The following is a 17346-nucleotide window of genomic DNA, read 5'->3' on the forward strand; positions in this document are numbered from 1 at the left end:
TTGCCCTACAGCCGATTGGCGCGCAACAAGGTGTCTCGCGACAGATATCCCGCAAGCGTGCCATCGGCGGCTCTGACGTGCAGGCCTGGCATCTCACCGGAGAGGATGAGCGCCAAGGCATCGTGAACCGTGGCGTCAGCGGCGATCTCGGCATCGCCGTTGGACGGTTCCGGCGCGGTCATAATCATCGATACGGCAATCAAGCTCAGCCTTTTTATGGCTCGGTCAGGGCCGAGGAAACTCTTGACGAATTCATTGACGGGACGCGCAAGGATCTCCTGCGGGCTATCATATTGAAGGAGGCGGCCATCCCGCATGATCGCGATGCGATCACCCATCTTGATTGCCTCATCGAGGTCATGCGTGACGATGACGACTGTTTTCTTCACCTTCCTCAGAATATCGCGGAATTCGTCCTGAAGCCGGACGCGGGTGATCGGATCAATGGCGCCGAACGGTTCGTCCATCAGCATGATCGCCGGATCGGCGGCGAGAGCGCGGGCGAAACCGACGCGCTGACGCTGCCCGCCCGACAATTCGTGCGGCAGGCGCTGCCGCATGATGGCCGGATCAAGACCGACGAGATCCAGGAGCTCGTCGACGCGGCGATCGCTGCGCGCCTTTTCCCAACCGAGAAGCCGCGGCACGGTTGCGACGTTGCGTGCGATCGACATATGCGGAAACAGACCAACCTGCTGGATGACATAGCCGATGCTGCGACGAAGCTCCTTCTGATCGACCTGGGCGATATCCCTGCCATCGACCAGCACGCGTCCCGTCGTGGGGGTCTCCAACTGATTGATCATGCGCATGGTCGTGGTCTTGCCGCAACCCGAAGGACCGATCAGGGCAACTGTCGTACCGGTCTCGATCAGGAGATCGAGATTGTCGACCGCATGCTGGCCGCTTCCGTCGTAATTCTTCGTAACATGGTCGAGATGAATCATCCTGATATCCGCTTTCGGCCGCTTAGCGCCGTTGAGTGAAGACGCGCTCCAGGGCGCCGAACGCCAATTCCGCAATGATCGCAAGCAGGGCTATCGGAACCGCCCCGACGAGAAGGCGCGGCATGTTCATGATCGCAATGCCAGCATTGATGAAATCGCCAAGCCCGCCGCCGCCGATGAAGGAGGCTAACGCCGCCCCGCCGATGACCTGGATGGCGCTCGTCCTGACGCCTGATAGGATGGACGGAACGGCCAGAGGAAGTTCGATCTCCCACTGCATCTGCCCGGCGCTCATGCCCATTCCATCTGCCGCATCGATCACGGAGGCGTCGATCTCACGGATGCCGATGATCGTGCTCAACAGCAGCGGCGGCACGGCAAGGACGATGAGGGCCACCACCGACGGCAACAATCCGATGCCGAGAAACGGCATCGCCGCCGACAGGATCGCAAGGCTCGGTATGGAGCGCAAGGCGCCGGCAATATTGACCACTGCAAAGGCGGCGCGAGGTGCCCGTGCGACGGTAAATCCGAGTGGCACGGCAATCACAAAAGCGATGCCGAGCGATAGGACGCACATCAGAAGATGGCGATTGAAAGCATTGAAGAAGCTACTGGAGTTGTTGAAGATCCAGCTGAATGCATCGATAACGATCATGCTGCTTTACCTCCACTGCGCCGGCGCAGCAGCTTTTCGAAGGATGCAAAACAGTAGTCGGCAAAGAGCGCCAAAAATGACGTCAGCAGCCCGCCGGCGATGATCTTTTCGGGAAACCGCTGGTCGATGCCTTCGAAAATGATGACGCCGAGCCCACCGGCATTGATATAGGCGGCAACGGTCGCGATGCCGATCACCGTCACCATGGCAATGCGGATACCACCGACGATATAGGGCATCGCCAGCGGCAGCTCGACTTCCCAGATCCGCCGCGCCGTGCCGTAGCCCATGCCATCGGCAGCTTCGAGTATGTCACGCGGAATTGCCTGAAACCCCATGCCGATATTGCGGATCAGGATCATCAGCGAGTAGGCGGCAAGACCAGTAATGGCGGGTGCCGCCCCAATCCCCATGATGGGGATGAGAAGCGCAAACAGCGCCAGGCTCGGCACGGCGAACAGGATACCGGTGAAGATGATGATAACCGCGAAGCTCCGCGGTCGCCTTGCCGCCCATATCCCGACGATCAGCGAGATCACCAGGGCAATGCCGACCGAGGAAAAAACGAGATACAGGTGCTCCAACAGCGCTTCGAATAGCCGGTCGAGGTGTTTAGGGACCCATTTCATCGTCGAGACCTCCGCGTCCGGGCGCTCGCTCGCCTGTCTACCATGGGATCCCCAATCTGCGATCGGCGTCGTCGGCTCTCTGCGGCAGGACATCGTAGGTAGACGGAGCGACCGTAGAAAATCGTCTGAGGCCGAGCCGTTCCAAAGCGGCCCTTCCCTCCGGCGTTTCATGCAACGTCACGAGGCTTTGCTGTAATGCTGTGATGATGTCCACAGGCAATGTCTGCGCGGCAACCAATAGCGGCGCGGGAAGCGGATCGGTCGTCGCCAGAATACGAAGACCATCGATCGCGTCGGGTTCGTGCATCGATAACAATTGGAAGGCGTAAGCGTCGATCGCGCCCGCATCGATCTTGCCATCCTTGAGGGCTGCGACGATGCCTGGAGGGTTGAGCAGCGGTCCGGCCGTCATGCTCTGCTTCATTTTCCCGGCAAACTGGCCGGCAAGGAAGGAACGCGCCGCGTGGTAGCCCGATTGGGAATCGCGCACGGTCCAGCCCCAGCGTGCCGCAGCGAGATCGGCCACCGCGTTCACCGGCCCGGTGGAGGCGACGAGAATGTGGCTAGCATAGAGCGGCTGGTCCAAAGACCATGCCTCGCTCGAGACGGGTGCGGCAAGCATCGTCGGTCGCGCAGCAGCCACGGGCATGCGCGAAAACGGATAACCGCACATGAAGACCGCGCCCATGTCCGGCCTCGCCCACAATTCCGACAGGGGGGCTGGTGCTGCATGAGCGATGATCTCGAGTTCTATGCCGGACTGCAAGCTGACCAGCGCGAACAGCGCGTCCCACAGGCCGCGAATGCGCGGGCTGAGATTATACATTCTCGAACAGGCGACCGGCTTGGACATCACCATGGCGACTATGCGAACCGCAGCCGCTGGCCGATGTTCATCTCCCTGGCCTTCGCCACCATGGCGGCGCCGAGCGCCACGTCGGTCGTGCTGAGGCCGCGATGCCAGAACAGGATCGTCTCCTCGTCGCTCTCGCGGCCGGGTTTCATGCCGCAGACGATCTGGCCGATTTCGGCATGCAAATTCTCGGCCGTCACCTTGCCCTCATCGACATGACGACGAAGCGCTCCGAAAGGCTTGCCGGGGCCGCATTGTCCCCAATCGTCGACGACGACCTTGTCCATGATATCGGTGAGATCGAATTCAAGCGCGCTCATCGTGCCATAGGGCACGACGAAGGCTCCCTTCTTCACCCATTCGGTCTTGAACAGCGGCGCCGGTTCCGGCAGGCGGCTGGCCTCGACCATGATATCGGCGCCCTTGAGGCAATCCTGCCAATTGTCGGTGACGATGATCCTCTTGCCGAGATCTGCCTCAAGACGCTTTGCGAATGCGTCGCGACTTTCCGGGCGGCGCGAATGCACGCGGATTTCATCGAAGTCGAAGAGATGATCGAGAAGGCGGACATTCCAGTAAGAGGTTCCGCGGGCACCGATATGGCCGAGAATCTTGCTGTTCTTGCGGGCGAGATATTTGGCGCCAAGGGCGGTCACGGCGCCGGTGCGCATATCGGTGATAGCAGTTGCGTCGATGATGGCCTTCGGCACGCCGGTGTTCGGGTCGAACAGGTTGAGGACCGCAAGCTCCGAGGGCAGATCGACCTTGTAGTTGTCGACGAAGTCGCCGACGACTTTGACGCCGGCATAGTTCAGCGCTTTGACATAGCCGCGAAGCACGTTGAAATGGCCTTTGTCGGAGCTCTCCGGCACAAGATGAACACGCGGCTCGATGACGGTTTCGCCCCTGCCCTGCGCATCCAGCGCTTTCGACACCGCATCGAGAATCTCGTCATTCGTCAGCGCCAGCGCCTTGGCATCGAGGGCGTTGAGATAATCGATCCAGATTTCCTGCATTTCCTGCTTCTCCACATTCCTATCCGGCTGCTGAACGGACGGATTTTCGAACAAACACCGTAAGAAGATCGCCACGCCAGGTCGCGGCCGGATCGATATCCGGCCGCGGGCGTGACAATCATTTCGGCAGCAGGCCGTTTTCCTTGAGGAATTCGACCGCCACGTCCTTGGCTTCCTCGTGATCAGTCTCGACCTTGGCATTGAGGACGCGCATTTTCTCGTTATCGAGATGGGTGCCGACGGCTTCCAGCAGTTCGGCAACCTTCGGATTGGCCTTCAGCACGTCCTGGCGGACAACGGGAGCCACGTAGTAGGGCGGAAACAGACCCTTGTCGTCTGCCAACGGCACGAGGTTCTTCGAGCCGATCTGCCAGTCGGTCGCGGCGCCATTGGCGACGTCAATGTCCTTTTGTTCCAGCGCGTCATAACGAAGGCCAAGCTTGGCAAACTGCTTGAACTCCTTGAACTCGGCGTCGTAGACACGCTTCAGGCCGGGCAGGCCATCGGCGCGGTCCGGAAATTCAGCGCCGCCGCCGAAGACCAGGGTCTTCGAAACCTTGGCGAGATCCGACAGGCTTTTCAGATTGTTGGCCTGCGCAGTTTCCTGCCGGACCACGATGACATAGCCATTGTTGATGCCGCTCGGCTTCAGCCAGGTGAGGTTGAACTGCTTGGCGTAGAAATCCTTGACCTGGGTGTAAACCTTCTCGGCATCGGTCGACATCTCACCCTTGACGACAGAAGCGAGCGCCGTGCCGGTATATTCCGGATAGAGATCGATCTCGCCGGCTACCAATGCCTGGTGAGCAATCAGCGTGCCGCCGAGGTTGATCTTGCGCTCGACGGTGATGCCGGCATTTTCCAAAACGGCGGCATACATTTCGGCGAGGATGAACTGCTCGGTGAAATTCTTGCTGCCGACCTTGATGGTCTCCGCGGATGCAGACTGGAACATGCCGGCTGCCACGATGCCGGCTGCAAAGATGCCTTTTGTCCAATTTTTCATAGTCATTCCCTCTTGTTGACTTTTCAATGAACGAACCGACGGCATTCCCCGGAATAACCGTCGGCATGACCGGTCGGCGCCCTGCCCTTCTTGCCGGGGCGGTGGCGAACCGGCTTATTGCGGGCCACGCCCGATCAATGCGGCAATCGTCGCAAAATCCGGCCCTTGCGCGCGATCCTCTTCAAGCGGCGGGACGTGGTTGCGGACAAAGGCATAGGCTTCCGCCGATCCCTTGCCCAAATCGCCTGAGACGCCGCGCAGCTCGACGGCCTGTACCGAAGCAATCAGTTCGATGGCGACCAGATAGCGCAGGCGCTCGACGATCGCCTGCGTCTTTGCCAAAACGCTCGGGGCCATCGATGCCTGGTCTTCGACGCCATCGGCAACCGGAAAGGGCGAAAGCGAAACCGGCATGGCCAGATGGCGGATTTCGGCTTCCATGGCCGAGACGGTCTTTTGCACGGTCGCAAATCCGGTACGGCTCTGGCCCATCGGGGTCAGGAAGCGTGGCAGGTCGGACATGCCAGGCGACATGATCTTCATGATCCGATAGGCGGTGCCTGCCGCACAATGCGCCATCGCCTGCCCCAGCCTTTCCCAGGCGAGCACAAACGCGGTCATGTCAAAATTGCCGTGTGAAAGAATGACGCCCTCGGATGCGATCACGACGGGATTGTCACTGGAGCTGACGAGCTCTATGTCAGTCGCCTGCCTTGCCTCATCGATCGCATGCCTCAACGCGCCCCAGACCTGCGGTGTGCAGCGGTAGCTCAAAGGATCCTGGAGACGTCTTGCTGCATCGGCGGCAAGCAAGGAGCTGCCCGAAAGAAGCTCCATCAGCTGAGCGGCGACGCGGCGCTGCCCAAAGGCCGGTCTCGCAGCCAGAGCGCGGTCATCGAAGGCACTGACATTGGCCCGGAACGCTTCGAAATTAACGGCAATCGCCTTCAGGGACCAATCGAAGAGCCGCTCGATATCCACAAGCGTCAAGCAGGCGAGGCCGATGGAGAGGCTGTTGGCCACAACTAGCGCATGCCCGTCCTTCGGCGCGAATTCGAGAGGCTTCAGGCCGGCCCTTTCAAGGGCGATGGCGGCTGGCAGCACTTCGCCGCCAAGCTCGATCTCACCGAAGCCCATAAGGCCGTGGCTCATATGGGCAAGCGGCGCCAAATCCGCCGCACCGATCGAGCCCAATGACGGGACGACAGGATGGACACCTGCATTGATGGCGGCAATCAGACCCTGGAAGACTTTCAGCGAAACGCCGGAGCCGCCCGCCGCCATGCCGGCGGCCCTGACGGCCATCATCGCCCGCACGGAATCCTGTGCGAGCGGCTGTCCGACGCCGACCGCGCGAGCTTGCGGCACACGCATCTGGAACGCCACCAGATCCTCCGTTGCAAGTCGGGTGTCGACCCCCGCCCCAAGTCCCGTCGTCAGGCCATAGACCGGCAGATCTCTTTCCGTATAGCGGTCGACGACGGCGCGCGCGGCCACGATCCGGGCCTCGACCTCGGCCGATATCTCGATCCTGGCGTGACGATGGGCAATTGCTGCGATGTCCTCGATCGTCGGCGGCGCCGCGTTGAAGATGATCGATGGAGAATTGGTGGCGCTCACTGTTTCTCTCCGAGAATGGCAACGGGTTTGGAGGGACCCTTGGTGGACCGTGCTTCCAGCCGATATTGCGCGCCGGGATAGTATAACAGCGCGCAGGTCACGACGGCCTCGCCCGACCAGGTTCTTCGAAAGACGCGCAGGCAAGGGTGGTCATTCTTCAAGCCAAGATACTTGCGTATGGTCGTATCCGGTTTGACGGCCTGGACGATATGTTCGAACGCCGTTATCGGCGCCACTTTCGTCAGATATTCGTGCGGCGTCATGCTGCGGAAATCAGTCGACAGATAGTCGGGAGCGACCAGGGGATTGACGTAGCGCTCCTCGACCTGAATGGGCTGGTCGTTTTCCATGTGCACGATCAGCGAATGCATCACTTCAACGCCGAGGGTTAGTTCGAGCGCGTCGGCAACGTTGGCATCCGCCTTCATCAAGTCAGCCTTGACGACTGCTGCCTTATGCTTGTGACCCCGTTCAAGTATTTCGTCGGCTATGTTGCGGATTTGAAGCAGATCCACGTCGAGGTGCTTTGGCGACACGAAGGTTCCGATGCCGGCGGATCGCTTGAGAACACCCTCGAACATCAACTCCCGCAGTGCTCGGTTCGCCGTCATGCGGCTGACGCCGAATGCCGCCACCAATTCGCTTTCGGAGGATACCCGGTCCCCCGGCTGCAGCTTGCCCTCGGTGATGTCGGCCAGGATCTGCTCCTTGATCCTGATATAATGGCGCGCTTCACCGGCGGCCGGTTTGACTGCTTTCGTCATGACAGCCTCGCCATGCCATTGTCGAGGATGATAGCGTCCCGAGAAGCAACGAGCCCCCTGAAGCGGATCTCGGCATTGTTGCGCCATATCTGCACGGTGATCGTTTCCCCGGGAAAGATCGGCGCGCTGAAACGCGCCGCAATCGCGCTCAAGCCGATAGCCATGCCTGAATCGATAGCAGCGACGATGGCGTAGCCCGCATAACCGAAGCTGCACAGTCCATGCAGGATCGGCCGGTCAAAGCCGCTCCTAGCAGCTGCCTGCGGGTCGATATGCAGCGGATTGAGATCGCCGTTCAGGCGATAAAGCAGAGCGGCGTTACCAGGAATGTCGACATGGAATTCGAAGTCCGGCTCTCCGTCCGGGACTTTGGACAGAGGCTCAGGCGCAGATCCCGCCGAACCGCACCCACCGTCGCCGCGGCAGGCGTTCGTCTGGACGATCGTCGCGATCGGCTCATCACCGTCCTTGGTTACGATCAGGCGCTCGAAGCTGACGAACATCCCCTTTTCAACGCCGCGGTCGACCACCGATAAGACGCGCGACCGGGAGATCAGCTGCACATCGAGAGGGACCGGCCGGTGGATCGTCAGGCGATGTTCGGAGTGCACGAGACGCGCCCAGTCGACGCCTGTCTGTTGCATCCATGGGCCCGGATGGGCCACGATATTGGCAAGGGTCGGCGAGGTCACGAGATCGCGTTCATAGACGTAGTTCAATGCCTTTTCGTCGAGCGCATTGGTGCCGTAGCCAACCGACAGGGCGTAAAGGATGGCATCTCTTGCGGTAACCACATGTGTTGCTTGCGGCACCGGGAAGTCGAGGATGGATTGGGCCGACAGCGTCACGATGCGGCTCCGCCAGATGTCGCGGGTTTGCGAACGCCACCGGACAGGCGGATGCCGCCGTCAACGGAAAGCAATTCGCCGGTAACGAAATCTGCACCCTGAACAAGCCAGACAATAGCGCCGGCAACGTCTTTGGGCGTCGCGACCCGGCCGAGCGGCGCGGTTTCCGAAAATCGCTTGGCAATGGCTCCATAAGCATCCGATCCGAGCGTATCGCGCATCCAGCGCGTATCGATGATGCCGGGACAAACGGCATTCACACGGATATCGGGACCGCAGGTGCGCGCCAAAGCCAAGGTCAGCGCATTCAGCGCGCCCTTGGAGGCCGTATAGGCAAGCGAGCTGCCGCCGCCGGTAAAGGCAACATTGGATGAGACATTGACGATCGCACCTCCGCCGCTGTCACGCATCGCAGGCACCGCCGCCCGGCACATCTGATAGGCGCCGATGACGTTGACCCCGAAAACGTTCTGGAAATCTTCGGCCGACAGCGTCTCCAGATCGAAAGGATCGGATTTGACCGTCATTGCGGCATTGTTCACCAAGGCGTCGAGCCGCCCCCATCGGTTGACGGCGGTCGCGACCATTCGGCGGCAAGCCGCGTCATCGGCAACGTCGGCCTGGACGATCTCCACCTCCGCGCCCAGGCTGCGGCAGATATCGCCGGTCTCATCGGCCTCTTTCTTGCTGCGGCTGTAGTTGACGACCACCCTGGCACCGCCCTCGGCGAATTGCCTCACGCATGCGGCCCCGACGCCCGTTGCCGAGCCCGTGACGATGATGGCGGCTCCCTCGATTTTCATGGGGCAAAGTCCTTCATCGCATGGGTCGAAAACAAACGCGCATCCATCTGCTTCAACTGGTCCGACACAGCCACGCCCTTCGGCAGGCGGTCGAGAACATGCGCCGCAAGATCGATGCCGGGGGCAAACTCCGTCAGCGTCAGGCATCCGTCGATTACCCGAAAGACAGCCCGCTCGGTGACGACGAGCTGTGATTGCCCTTCGGGCGCAAAGGCGGGGCTCGAACTGATCTGGTCGACATCATCGACGATCTTGCAAACTCTGCCGTCCCTGACGATGTCGAGCCTGCCGTCGGCGACCGCAATTTCCGCGCCGCCGGCTGAAAATGCACCGAGATAGACAACGTGCTTGGCTGTCTGCGAGATATTGGTGAAGCCGCCGACCCCGACGATGGAATTATTGAATCGGCTGACATTGACCGCACCGTGCCGATCCACCTCGGCCATGCCGAGGAAGGCGATATCGAGGCCGCCGCCGTCGTAAAAATCGAACTGCGATGCCTGTGGGATGATGGCGGTCGGATTGACGGCGGCGCCAAAGGACAGCTCCTCGGCCGGCACGCCGCCGATGACGCCGGACTCGATCGTCACCGTATAATCGTCGAATCCCTCTTCGCTGGCGATGCGGCCGATCCCGGCCGCAATGCCGATGCCGAGGTTGATCGTCGGACGATTGAGCGGCGCCAGCTCCATGAAGGCACGTCGCTGAATAATTTTATCGACCGACAGTGGCGCCGGCTGCAGGCGGCTCATCGCCATCCGGACGCGCCCGGTATAGGCGATATTGTCCGTCTCGGCGAAACTGACGCCGTGCTGGGCCGGATCATCGCAGACGACGACGTAATCGACCAGCGCCGCCGGGATACGAACATCGTTGGCCGGCAGCGAGCCGCGCTCGGCAATCCGCTTGACCTGGACGATGACGATGCCGCCGGAGTTTCTGCCTGCCTGCGCCATGGCGAGCACGTCGAGCGGGAAGGCCTCCTCCTCGAGGGTGATATTGCCGTCTTCGTCGGCCGTCGTTCCGCGCAAAAGCACGCAGTCGAGCGGCATCGACGGATAAAGCAGCCATTCCTTGCCGCGCAACGACACACGCTCGACAAGCGCGCGCGGCGTCGTCGCATTCATGCGGCCGCCGCCATGCAGCGGATCCATGAAAGAGCCAAGCCCGATATGGGTGACCACTCCAGGCTGACCGGCGGCAATCGCCCGATAGAGCTGCGCGATGACGCCTTGCGGCCAGCAATGCGCTTCGATCTTTTCCTCGATCGCCAGCCTGCCAAGGCGCGGCGTTCCGCGCCATCCCCCGGCGATCACGCAGGCGACGAGGCCTTCATAGCCAAAATGCCCCATGCCGCGCGTCTGACGATCGCCCGTGCTGGCTGCAAACAGAAGTGTCAGGTTGCGGGGTTTTCCAGAGGCGAGGAAACGCTCTTCCACCGCAGCCGTGATGGCCTCGGGATGACAGCATCCTCCAAAACCCGAAGCAGCGACAGTCATCCCGTCTTCGAGAAGATCCGCAGCTTGCTGTGAAGAGATGACCCGCATGACGATCTTTGCTTCCCCGGCCTGTATATACAGGCTAGCCGTCGATCGTTTGGAAGGCAACTGGAATCTTTGCAACTATTTTGGGCATATCACCTTCGATCAGACGATATTCAGCAGTCCGATCAGGCAAAGCCCAAGAACCGCCAGCGCCAATAGCGACAGCGCCGCCGCTGCGAGGACCCGACCGCCGGTATGGGCAACGGATCTGACATCAACGGAGAGGCCCAAGGCGGCCATGGCTGTGACGGTAAAGGCGGCGGAGACAGCCGACATCCCGGCCAGCAGCGCGGCTGGGATCGCGTCAAAGGAGCGAAGCGTCGCCATGGCTGCAAAACCGAGGATGAACCATGGGAGGACATGGCGGAGATTGACTGTGGAGCCGCCAGCGCGACGGCCGTGAACTGCGCCAAGCAGAAGGATGACCGGTCCAAGCATCATCACGCGGATCAGTTTGACGAGCGTGCCCACCTGGGTGCTGACGGCTCCGGCAGAGGCCGTGGCCGCCAATACCTGCGGAACGGCATAGGCTGTCAGGCCTGCGAAAACGCCATATTGTACGTCGCTCAGACCCAAGAGCAGATGAAGAAGCGGCAGCGTCAGCACTGCCCCGATGCCGAGCAGCGCGGTAAAGGCTATCGAGGCCGCGATATCATCCGGTTTGGCGCCGATCACCGGCGCTGCCGCGGCAATCGCAGAATTGCCGCAGATCGAGTTGCCGCAAGCAACCAAGGTCGCGAGACTGGCCGACAGCCCGAAGAGCCGCCCGATCAGAAAGCTGCCGGCCAAAGACAGAGCAACCAGAACGGCAATTCCACCGACAAGCGGCAGTCCGGCCTGCCGGATGGCAGCCGTGCTGAGCGAAGCGCCGAGCAACATGACGGCAATTTCGAGAAGCGTCTTGGCGGCGAATTGGATGCCGGGAATGAACGTCTGCGGCAGGCAGACCGAGGAGCGCACGGCAATGCCGATCAGAATGGCAAGCACGAGGCTCTCGATCCAATGCGCGCCGAAGATCATCAACTGCAGCCGCTCAAGCAGATGCGCAGCGAGCGTGACCGCCGCACAAAGAACAAGTCCCGGCAGGACGGCAGGAAACGACAGGGAACGGGAGGCGGAAACGAGCATCGGCAAGACCTTGCGGAAGGACTGCACTGTCCCACACTCAATTATCGACTTCCATTGAATAGTTTAGTATGATTCATTCGGTAAAATCGAACGATTGAATCATGACATTTGAACAGCTTTCTATTTTCGTCGCGGTTGCGGAACGCGAACATCTGACCAACGCTGCCTCCGCGATCGGGCTGACGCCATCGGCTGTGAGTTCGGCGATCCGCAATCTCGAGGCCTCCTATGGCGTCGAACTTTTCCACCGCGTCGGACGCCGCATAGAGCTGACATATGAAGGACGGGTGTTTCTTGGGGAGGCAAGAGCGACGCTGGCGCGCGCAAAGGCCGCGGCGCTTGTCTTGTCCGATCTCGGCGGGTTGCAAAAGGGTGAACTGGTGGTTTTTGCAAGCCAGACGATCGCAAGTTACTGGCTACCGGCGATGCTGATGCGTTTCAAGATCCGCTACCCAGGCATTGACCTGAAGCTGATGATTGGCAACACGACCACGGCGGCAAAAGCGGTTCTCGATGGATTGGCCGAAGTCGGTTTCGTCGAAGGCAGCGTTGATGAGCCGGCGCTGAATATTCAGCCGCTTGCCGAGGACGAACTCCTTGTCGTCGTCGGTCCGCGCCATCCCTGGGCGCGTGGCAAACCAATTGCACCGACGGAGCTGGTTTCAGGCACGAAATGGGTCATGCGGGAAAAAGGGTCCGGAACCCGGTCGGCTTTCGACGCGGCGATATCCAATCTCGGCATAGCCCCCGGAGATCTGGCTGTCGCGCTTGAGCTGCCGTCGAACGAGGCGGTCATATCGGCAGCAAGAGAAGGCCTCTGCGCAACGGTCGTCTCAGGTGCCGTGGCCGCGCCGCTCTTGACGCAAGGTCTGCTGGTGAAGGTGCGCTTTCCTCTGCCGTCGCGTCAATTTGCAATCCTGCGGCACAAGCAAAGGCACTCCAGTCGCGCTTCATTGGCGCTAGAAACGATTTGCCGCGAGGATAAAGCCGCTGAAATCAAAAATGGGGAGGACTGGGCGCTCTAGGTGTGGATCCTCAAGAGGTTGTCTCGGTTGAGGCCGAGGCGACTGATGGGTGTTTTTGATTTCAGGCTGCCGTGCGGACGAGCCCACGACGGCCCCGGCGAAGGTTCTTTTTCGCGAGATAGTGGTTGCTGCGAGCCCAGCCGATGCTTCCCGTATGGAACGAAATCAACGTGCGGCGGTTATATGACCGCCTTCCTCCTCAACAGCCGAGCGTGGCGGTCCTGATGTACCGCGATCGAAAGTTACTCAGATGATCAAGGTCCTTGCATGCTCCATCGCCGTTGCGACGGCGTCAATGCTCATGGCCGGTGCCGCCAACGCCGACGAATCCGCCTTTCTGAAAACACTGGCGGGAAGTTGGAGCGGTAACGGGACGGTGAAAGTGCGGACAAATGCACCCACCATTAAAGTCACTTGCCGTTTCAAATCGGATGCGAATGCAAGCTCCCTCGCACTCAATGGGCGCTGTACCAGCCTTGTCGTTTTTTCCCGCGTCATCAGCGCTAACCTCAAGGCCAACGGCGACACCTATACTGGCTCCTACGTGGGCGCGGGCACCGGCACCGCGGGTCTTGGCGGAAAGCGCGCTGGTAATGCCATAAGCCTCGCGATCAAATGGGCGAAAGAAGTCAACGGCGATCGGCGTGCGCAGATGACGATCGAAAAAACCGGAGCATCGGGCATGCGTCTCACAACCATCGATACCGACCCCGCCACAGGTCGCTCGGTTGTTACGAGCCGCATTGACCTTCGTCGGAGCTGATCTCTTTTTGCGTTTAAAAAGCCGCCAGTGTGCTAAAGGGTTGATAGAGAAGCGCCGAAGCTATAGTTTCGCCTTCGCAAATCGTCGAACGACACAAGGAAATAGTTATCTCATGCCGACAGGTACCGTTAAATTCTTCAATGACGACAAGGGCTTCGGCTTCATCACCCCTGAGGGTGGCGGACAGGACGTTTTTGTTCACGTGTCTGCGCTGCAAAGCGGCGGGTCGCTCCGCGAAGGCGACAAAGTCAGCTTCGAAGTTGGACAGGATCGCAAGACCGGAAAATCGAAGGCTGAGAACGTCTCGACCCTCTGATTGAAAATCGAAGATGGCCCAGCCTGCGTTGAGCGGGTTGGGCTCATCATCACGAGCCGCAGGCTCGACTGCCTTCGTACTCTAAGCCGAAACCACGGCGATCGAGGTCGGGGTCTGTTGTTTAACGCCCGCGCCTTTGAAATCCCGAATTACGCGTGACGACGCTCATGCCGGCCCAGTGGCGGCAACCAGAGCATTTTGTCTCTGACAAAAGGATGTTCCACGCATTCGCTTTAGACAATGCGAGGGGCTCATCGCGGCGAAGAGCTAATCACACATGTGATAGAATGCTCTCCGCAGCCTTCTCGGCAATCATGATCACCGGCGAGTTGGTGTTGCCCGAGACGATCGACGGCATGATCGAGGCATCGACCACCCGCAGTTTCGCCAGCCCATGCACCCGCAATTGCGGATCGACAACCGCCATCACGTCGCTGCCCATCTTGCAGGTGCCGACCGGATGGAAGATCGTCGTGGCGATATCGCCGACGCGACGGATCAGCTCGTCGTCACTCCGGTATTCCGTGCCCGGCAGCATCTCCTGCGGCCGGTACTTGGCGATCGCACCGGCCTCCATGAGCCGGCGAGCATGCCTAATCGATTTCGTCGCAACCATCCGGTCGCCGACGGTCGAAAGATAATTCGGGCGGATTTCCGGCGCTACGGAAAAGTCCGGGCCGCCGACATGCACGGTCCCCCGGCTTTCCGGCCGCAGATTGCAGACGGAGACGGTGACGGCGGGATATTTGTGCAGCGGCTCGCCGAGCCGGTCGGTGCTCAAGGGCTGCACGTGATATTCGAGATCGGCGGTCGCAACAGCCGGATCGCTCTTGGCAAAGATACCGAGCTGGCTCGGCGCCATCGACAGCGGCCCGGACCGGCGCAACATATATTCAAGTCCCATGCCCGCCCGGGTGAACAGGTTGTGATAGAGCTGGTTCAGCGTCTTTGTGCCCTCGATGCGGAAGACCGTACGGATTTGCAGATGGTCCTGCAGGTTTTCGCCGACACCCGGAAGTTCATGGGCGACGTCCAGTCCGGCAGCGGACAACACATCCGGGCGACCGACCCCGGAAAGCTCCAGGATTTTCGGTGAATTGATCGCACCGGCAGACAGAATGACCTCGCGACCGGCGCGAGCCAGATGATTCTGCCCGTTCAGCCGGAACCGCACGCCGGTCACCATTCTGCCGTCGAATTCCAGCCGCTCGGTTTCGGCGCTGGTCAGCACACGCAGATTGGGCCGCTTCATCGCCGGGCGGAGAAAGGCCTTGGTCGTATTCCAGCGCAGGCCGCCGCGCTGGTTGACCTCGAAATAGCCTGAGCCCTCATTGTCGCCATCGTTGAAATCGTCGGTCTTCGGGATGCCGAGTTCTTCGGCTGCATCGCGAAAGGCATCGAGGATCGGCCAGGAAAGCCGCTGCTTTTCCACCCGCCATTCGCCGCCTGCCCCGTGCATCCGCGACTTGCCGCGATAGTTGTCCTCGGATTTCAGGAAATAGGGCAGCACGTCGTCCCAACCCCAGCCGGAATTGCCCGCCTGCTGCCACCCGTCGTAATCGGCCGCCTGGCCGCGCATGTAGATCATGCCGTTGATCGACGAGCAGCCGCCCAGCAATTTCCCCCGCGGATAGGGCAGTGACCGGCCATTCAGTCCGGCCTCCGCCGCCGTCTTCATCATCCAATCGGTGCGCGGATTGCCCATGCAGTAGAGATAGCCGATCGGCACATGCACCCAATGATACCGGTCGCTGCCGCCGGCTTCGAGCAGCAGGACGCGGGTTTTCGGATCGGCCGACAGCCGGTTGGCCAGAACGCATCCCGCCGATCCCGCGCCGACGATGATGAAGTCGTAGCTTCCCGCATCGATGGCCGCATCATTCACACGCATGTTCATGCCGCCACTCCCGCTGCCGCCAGTGGGACCGCCGTCAGACGCCGCCAGAGCGGTGCCATCGCTTCGGCGATATCCTGATAGAGAGCGTAGCGCCGCGCATAATGTGCCTCGAGCGAGACATCCGGACGATAATACCGCTCTGCCCGAACCATGGCCGTAGCACCAGCGCCGAAGTCCGCGAAAATGCCGACGCCGGTTCCGGCCGCAATCGCCGCTCCCAACGCACCGGTTTCACGCGAGCGTGCAACGCTGACCGGAACGCCGAGCACATCGGCGAAGATCTGCGGCCAGATCAGGCTGCGCGAGCCGCCGCCGGACAGCACGGCTTCGTTGAAGACCGCGCCCGCCTTTCGGATCGTCTCAATGTGCTGGCGATGACCGAAGGCGACACCTTCGAGAAGCGCGCGAACGAGATGCCCCTTGGTGTGCCAACCGGCAAGACCGTAGAAGCCGGCGCGCGCATGGCCGTCCTGCTGGGCGCCATAGAGATACGGATGGTAGAGCGGATCGTCTGCCGCGGGCTCGATCGCCCTGGCCAGCGCGCAGCAGGCATCGAAGGGCGAAACGTCTTCCGCATGCTCGCCTTCGAAAAACTCCCGCACCAGCCATTCGAGATTGGCAGCCGAGGTGGCGCTGTTCTCCATCGCCATGTAGCGGCTGCGATCGAAGGTCGAGGACATGAAGACCGGCCCGTCGAGGTCGGGGCTATCGATGATGACTTGGTTGATGCTCCAGGTGCCGGCAATGATCGAGGCGCTGCCGGTGCGCGCAACGCCGGAGCCGAGCGCCGAGGCGACGACGTCGAACAACCCGCCGACCACAGGTGTACCGGCGGCGAGCCCGGTTTGCCCGGCCACTTCTTCCGTTACCGCACCGGCAATGTCGGCGCTTTCGATGAGCGGCGGCAAGAGGTCCATGCAATCGCCCAGCCCATAGGCTTCCATCAGCGCCTTGTCGTAGCGGCGCGCGGCAAGATCCAGCAGACCGGCCCCCGACATGTCGGACACCTCGCTGACGCGGCGGCCGGTCAGGCGGTTGACGACGAAATCCTTGGAGAAAAACACCGTACCGATGCGGTTGAACAGATCCGGCCGGTGACGCTTCAGCCAGGCAAGCAATGTCGGCGTCTGGGATGGCCACGGACGCTGGCGGGCAATCGGATAGGTCCGGTCACCAACGCCGGCCTCTCGCCATTCATCGACCAACCCGGCCGCCCGCGTGTCGAGCGACTGGATGCCGAGCAGCGGAGCGCCTTCGCGATCAAGCGCATAGAGACCGTTGCCATGCCCGGCGCAACCGATCGCGGCGATTTCCTCCGGCTGGATCTCTGCCTTTTCGATGCAGGTGCGGATGACCTGCCGTGCATTCGTCCAGAGTTCGTCCAGCCCTCGCTCGACATGCCCCGGGCTCGGCATGCGGCTGTGTCCTTCTTCGGACGCAGCCGCGATCTCGTTGCCGTGCCGGTCGAAAATCACCGCCTTGATAACGGTGTTTCCGGCGTCGAGCCCCAAAAGATACTCTCCCATGCA

Annotated in this window: 17 protein-coding genes; 3 read left to right on the forward strand and 14 right to left on the reverse strand. The window is 61.0% G+C overall.

All coding sequences use genetic code 11. The features are described 5' to 3' along the window. Positions 1-5: 5 nt before the first annotated feature. From ELH03_RS25675 to ELH03_RS25730, 12 genes are all read right to left on the reverse strand, one after another. On the reverse strand, positions 6-947 hold the full coding sequence (locus tag ELH03_RS25675; RefSeq protein ID WP_130766876.1) for an ABC transporter ATP-binding protein: 942 nt from the start codon (positions 945-947) through the stop codon (positions 6-8). A 22-nt stretch (positions 948-969) separates the two neighbouring features. Continuing rightward, positions 970-1605, reverse strand: a complete 636-nt coding sequence (locus ELH03_RS25680) for an ABC transporter permease (RefSeq protein ID WP_130766877.1) — start codon at positions 1603-1605, stop codon at positions 970-972. Next, complete coding sequence (locus tag ELH03_RS25685; RefSeq protein WP_003550062.1) at positions 1602-2234, reverse strand: ABC transporter permease; 633 nt, start codon at positions 2232-2234, stop codon at positions 1602-1604. Before ELH03_RS25685 ends, ELH03_RS25680 begins: the two co-directional genes overlap by 4 nt. A gap of 37 nt (positions 2235-2271) precedes the next feature. Further along, on the reverse strand, positions 2272-3093 hold the full coding sequence (locus ELH03_RS25690; RefSeq protein ID WP_130766878.1) for a phosphate/phosphite/phosphonate ABC transporter substrate-binding protein: 822 nt from the start codon (positions 3091-3093) through the stop codon (positions 2272-2274). Between the two features lie 5 nt (positions 3094-3098). After that, positions 3099-4103 (reverse strand): ornithine cyclodeaminase family protein, encoded by a 1005-nt coding sequence (locus tag ELH03_RS25695; RefSeq protein ID WP_128411669.1) that lies wholly within the window; start codon positions 4101-4103, stop codon positions 3099-3101. A gap of 118 nt (positions 4104-4221) precedes the next feature. After that, a complete protein-coding gene (locus tag ELH03_RS25700) occupies positions 4222-5109 on the reverse strand; it encodes a glycine betaine ABC transporter substrate-binding protein (protein ID WP_130766879.1) in 888 nt (295 codons plus the stop codon). Positions 5110-5223: 114 nt separating this feature from the next. After that, positions 5224-6729 (reverse strand): HAL/PAL/TAL family ammonia-lyase, encoded by a 1506-nt coding sequence (locus ELH03_RS25705; RefSeq protein ID WP_128402370.1) that lies wholly within the window; start codon positions 6727-6729, stop codon positions 5224-5226. Continuing rightward, positions 6726-7493 (reverse strand): histidine utilization transcriptional repressor HutC, encoded by a 768-nt coding sequence (gene hutC, locus ELH03_RS25710; protein WP_128402371.1) that lies wholly within the window; start codon positions 7491-7493, stop codon positions 6726-6728. The genes ELH03_RS25705 and hutC overlap by 4 nt, the downstream gene beginning before the upstream one ends. After that, the gene (locus ELH03_RS25715) at positions 7490-8341 is read right to left on the reverse strand and encodes a MaoC family dehydratase (protein ID WP_128402372.1); all 852 of its coding nucleotides are present in this window, start codon (positions 8339-8341) and stop codon (positions 7490-7492) included. The genes hutC and ELH03_RS25715 overlap by 4 nt, the downstream gene beginning before the upstream one ends. Next, complete coding sequence (locus tag ELH03_RS25720; RefSeq protein ID WP_128411665.1) at positions 8338-9144, reverse strand: SDR family NAD(P)-dependent oxidoreductase; 807 nt, start codon at positions 9142-9144, stop codon at positions 8338-8340. The genes ELH03_RS25715 and ELH03_RS25720 overlap by 4 nt, the downstream gene beginning before the upstream one ends. Further along, positions 9141-10691 (reverse strand): acyl CoA:acetate/3-ketoacid CoA transferase, encoded by a 1551-nt coding sequence (locus ELH03_RS25725; RefSeq protein ID WP_130766880.1) that lies wholly within the window; start codon positions 10689-10691, stop codon positions 9141-9143. The genes ELH03_RS25720 and ELH03_RS25725 overlap by 4 nt, the downstream gene beginning before the upstream one ends. Positions 10692-10790: 99 nt before the next feature. Then, a complete protein-coding gene (locus ELH03_RS25730; RefSeq protein WP_130766960.1) occupies positions 10791-11816 on the reverse strand; it encodes a YeiH family protein in 1026 nt (341 codons plus the stop codon). Between the two features lie 101 nt (positions 11817-11917). Here ELH03_RS25730 and ELH03_RS25735 point away from each other — a divergent pair, with 101 nt between their 5' ends. The 3 genes from ELH03_RS25735 (at position 11918) to ELH03_RS25745 (ending at position 13920) form a co-directional block, all read left to right on the forward strand. After that, positions 11918-12841: a LysR family transcriptional regulator gene (locus ELH03_RS25735; RefSeq protein WP_130766881.1), complete on the forward strand. Its 924-nt coding sequence runs from the start codon at positions 11918-11920 to the stop codon at positions 12839-12841. Positions 12842-13091: 250 nt separating this feature from the next. Further along, on the forward strand, positions 13092-13604 hold the full coding sequence (locus tag ELH03_RS25740) for a hypothetical protein (RefSeq protein WP_128402376.1): 513 nt from the start codon (positions 13092-13094) through the stop codon (positions 13602-13604). Positions 13605-13716: 112 nt separating this feature from the next. Further along, positions 13717-13920, forward strand: a complete 204-nt coding sequence (locus ELH03_RS25745) for a cold-shock protein (protein ID WP_003550088.1) — start codon at positions 13717-13719, stop codon at positions 13918-13920. Between the two features lie 271 nt (positions 13921-14191). On the opposite strand, the gene ELH03_RS25750 is transcribed toward ELH03_RS25745, so the two are convergent. Both ELH03_RS25750 and ELH03_RS25755 read right to left on the reverse strand, forming a co-directional pair. Then, the gene (locus tag ELH03_RS25750; protein WP_130766882.1) at positions 14192-15817 is read right to left on the reverse strand and encodes a GMC family oxidoreductase; all 1626 of its coding nucleotides are present in this window, start codon (positions 15815-15817) and stop codon (positions 14192-14194) included. Further along, a complete protein-coding gene (locus tag ELH03_RS25755) occupies positions 15814-17343 on the reverse strand; it encodes an FGGY-family carbohydrate kinase (protein ID WP_130766883.1) in 1530 nt (509 codons plus the stop codon). Before ELH03_RS25755 ends, ELH03_RS25750 begins: the two co-directional genes overlap by 4 nt. Positions 17344-17346 lie beyond the last annotated feature (3 nt).

This window comes from Rhizobium beringeri (assembly GCF_004306515.1).
GTDB classification, from domain to species: Bacteria; Pseudomonadota; Alphaproteobacteria; order Rhizobiales; family Rhizobiaceae; genus Rhizobium; species Rhizobium beringeri.

Bases quoted from the DNA above. Each gene is read 5' to 3' on its own strand.
- ELH03_RS25755 (WP_130766883.1), bottom strand. From the start codon at position 17,343: ATGGGAGAGTATCTTTTGGGGCTCGACGCCGGAAACACCGTTATCAAG.
- ELH03_RS25745 (WP_003550088.1), top strand. From the start codon at position 13,717: ATGCCGACAGGTACCGTTAAATTCTTCAATGACGACAAGGGCTTCGGC.
- ELH03_RS25695 (WP_128411669.1), bottom strand. From the start codon at position 4,103: ATGCAGGAAATCTGGATCGATTATCTCAACGCCCTCGATGCCAAGGCG.
- ELH03_RS25730 (WP_130766960.1), bottom strand. From the start codon at position 11,816: ATGCTCGTTTCCGCCTCCCGTTCCCTGTCGTTTCCTGCCGTCCTGCCG.
- ELH03_RS25720 (WP_128411665.1), bottom strand. From the start codon at position 9,144: ATGAAAATCGAGGGAGCCGCCATCATCGTCACGGGCTCGGCAACGGGC.
- ELH03_RS25680 (WP_130766877.1), bottom strand. From the start codon at position 1,605: ATGATCGTTATCGATGCATTCAGCTGGATCTTCAACAACTCCAGTAGC.
- hutC (WP_128402371.1), bottom strand. From the start codon at position 7,493: ATGACGAAAGCAGTCAAACCGGCCGCCGGTGAAGCGCGCCATTATATC.
- ELH03_RS25735 (WP_130766881.1), top strand. From the start codon at position 11,918: ATGACATTTGAACAGCTTTCTATTTTCGTCGCGGTTGCGGAACGCGAA.
- ELH03_RS25685 (WP_003550062.1), bottom strand. From the start codon at position 2,234: ATGAAATGGGTCCCTAAACACCTCGACCGGCTATTCGAAGCGCTGTTG.
- ELH03_RS25725 (WP_130766880.1), bottom strand. From the start codon at position 10,691: ATGCGGGTCATCTCTTCACAGCAAGCTGCGGATCTTCTCGAAGACGGG.
- ELH03_RS25740 (WP_128402376.1), top strand. From the start codon at position 13,092: ATGATCAAGGTCCTTGCATGCTCCATCGCCGTTGCGACGGCGTCAATG.
- ELH03_RS25750 (WP_130766882.1), bottom strand. From the start codon at position 15,817: ATGAACATGCGTGTGAATGATGCGGCCATCGATGCGGGAAGCTACGAC.
- ELH03_RS25690 (WP_130766878.1), bottom strand. From the start codon at position 3,093: ATGGTGATGTCCAAGCCGGTCGCCTGTTCGAGAATGTATAATCTCAGC.
- ELH03_RS25700 (WP_130766879.1), bottom strand. From the start codon at position 5,109: ATGAAAAATTGGACAAAAGGCATCTTTGCAGCCGGCATCGTGGCAGCC.
- ELH03_RS25675 (WP_130766876.1), bottom strand. From the start codon at position 947: ATGATTCATCTCGACCATGTTACGAAGAATTACGACGGAAGCGGCCAG.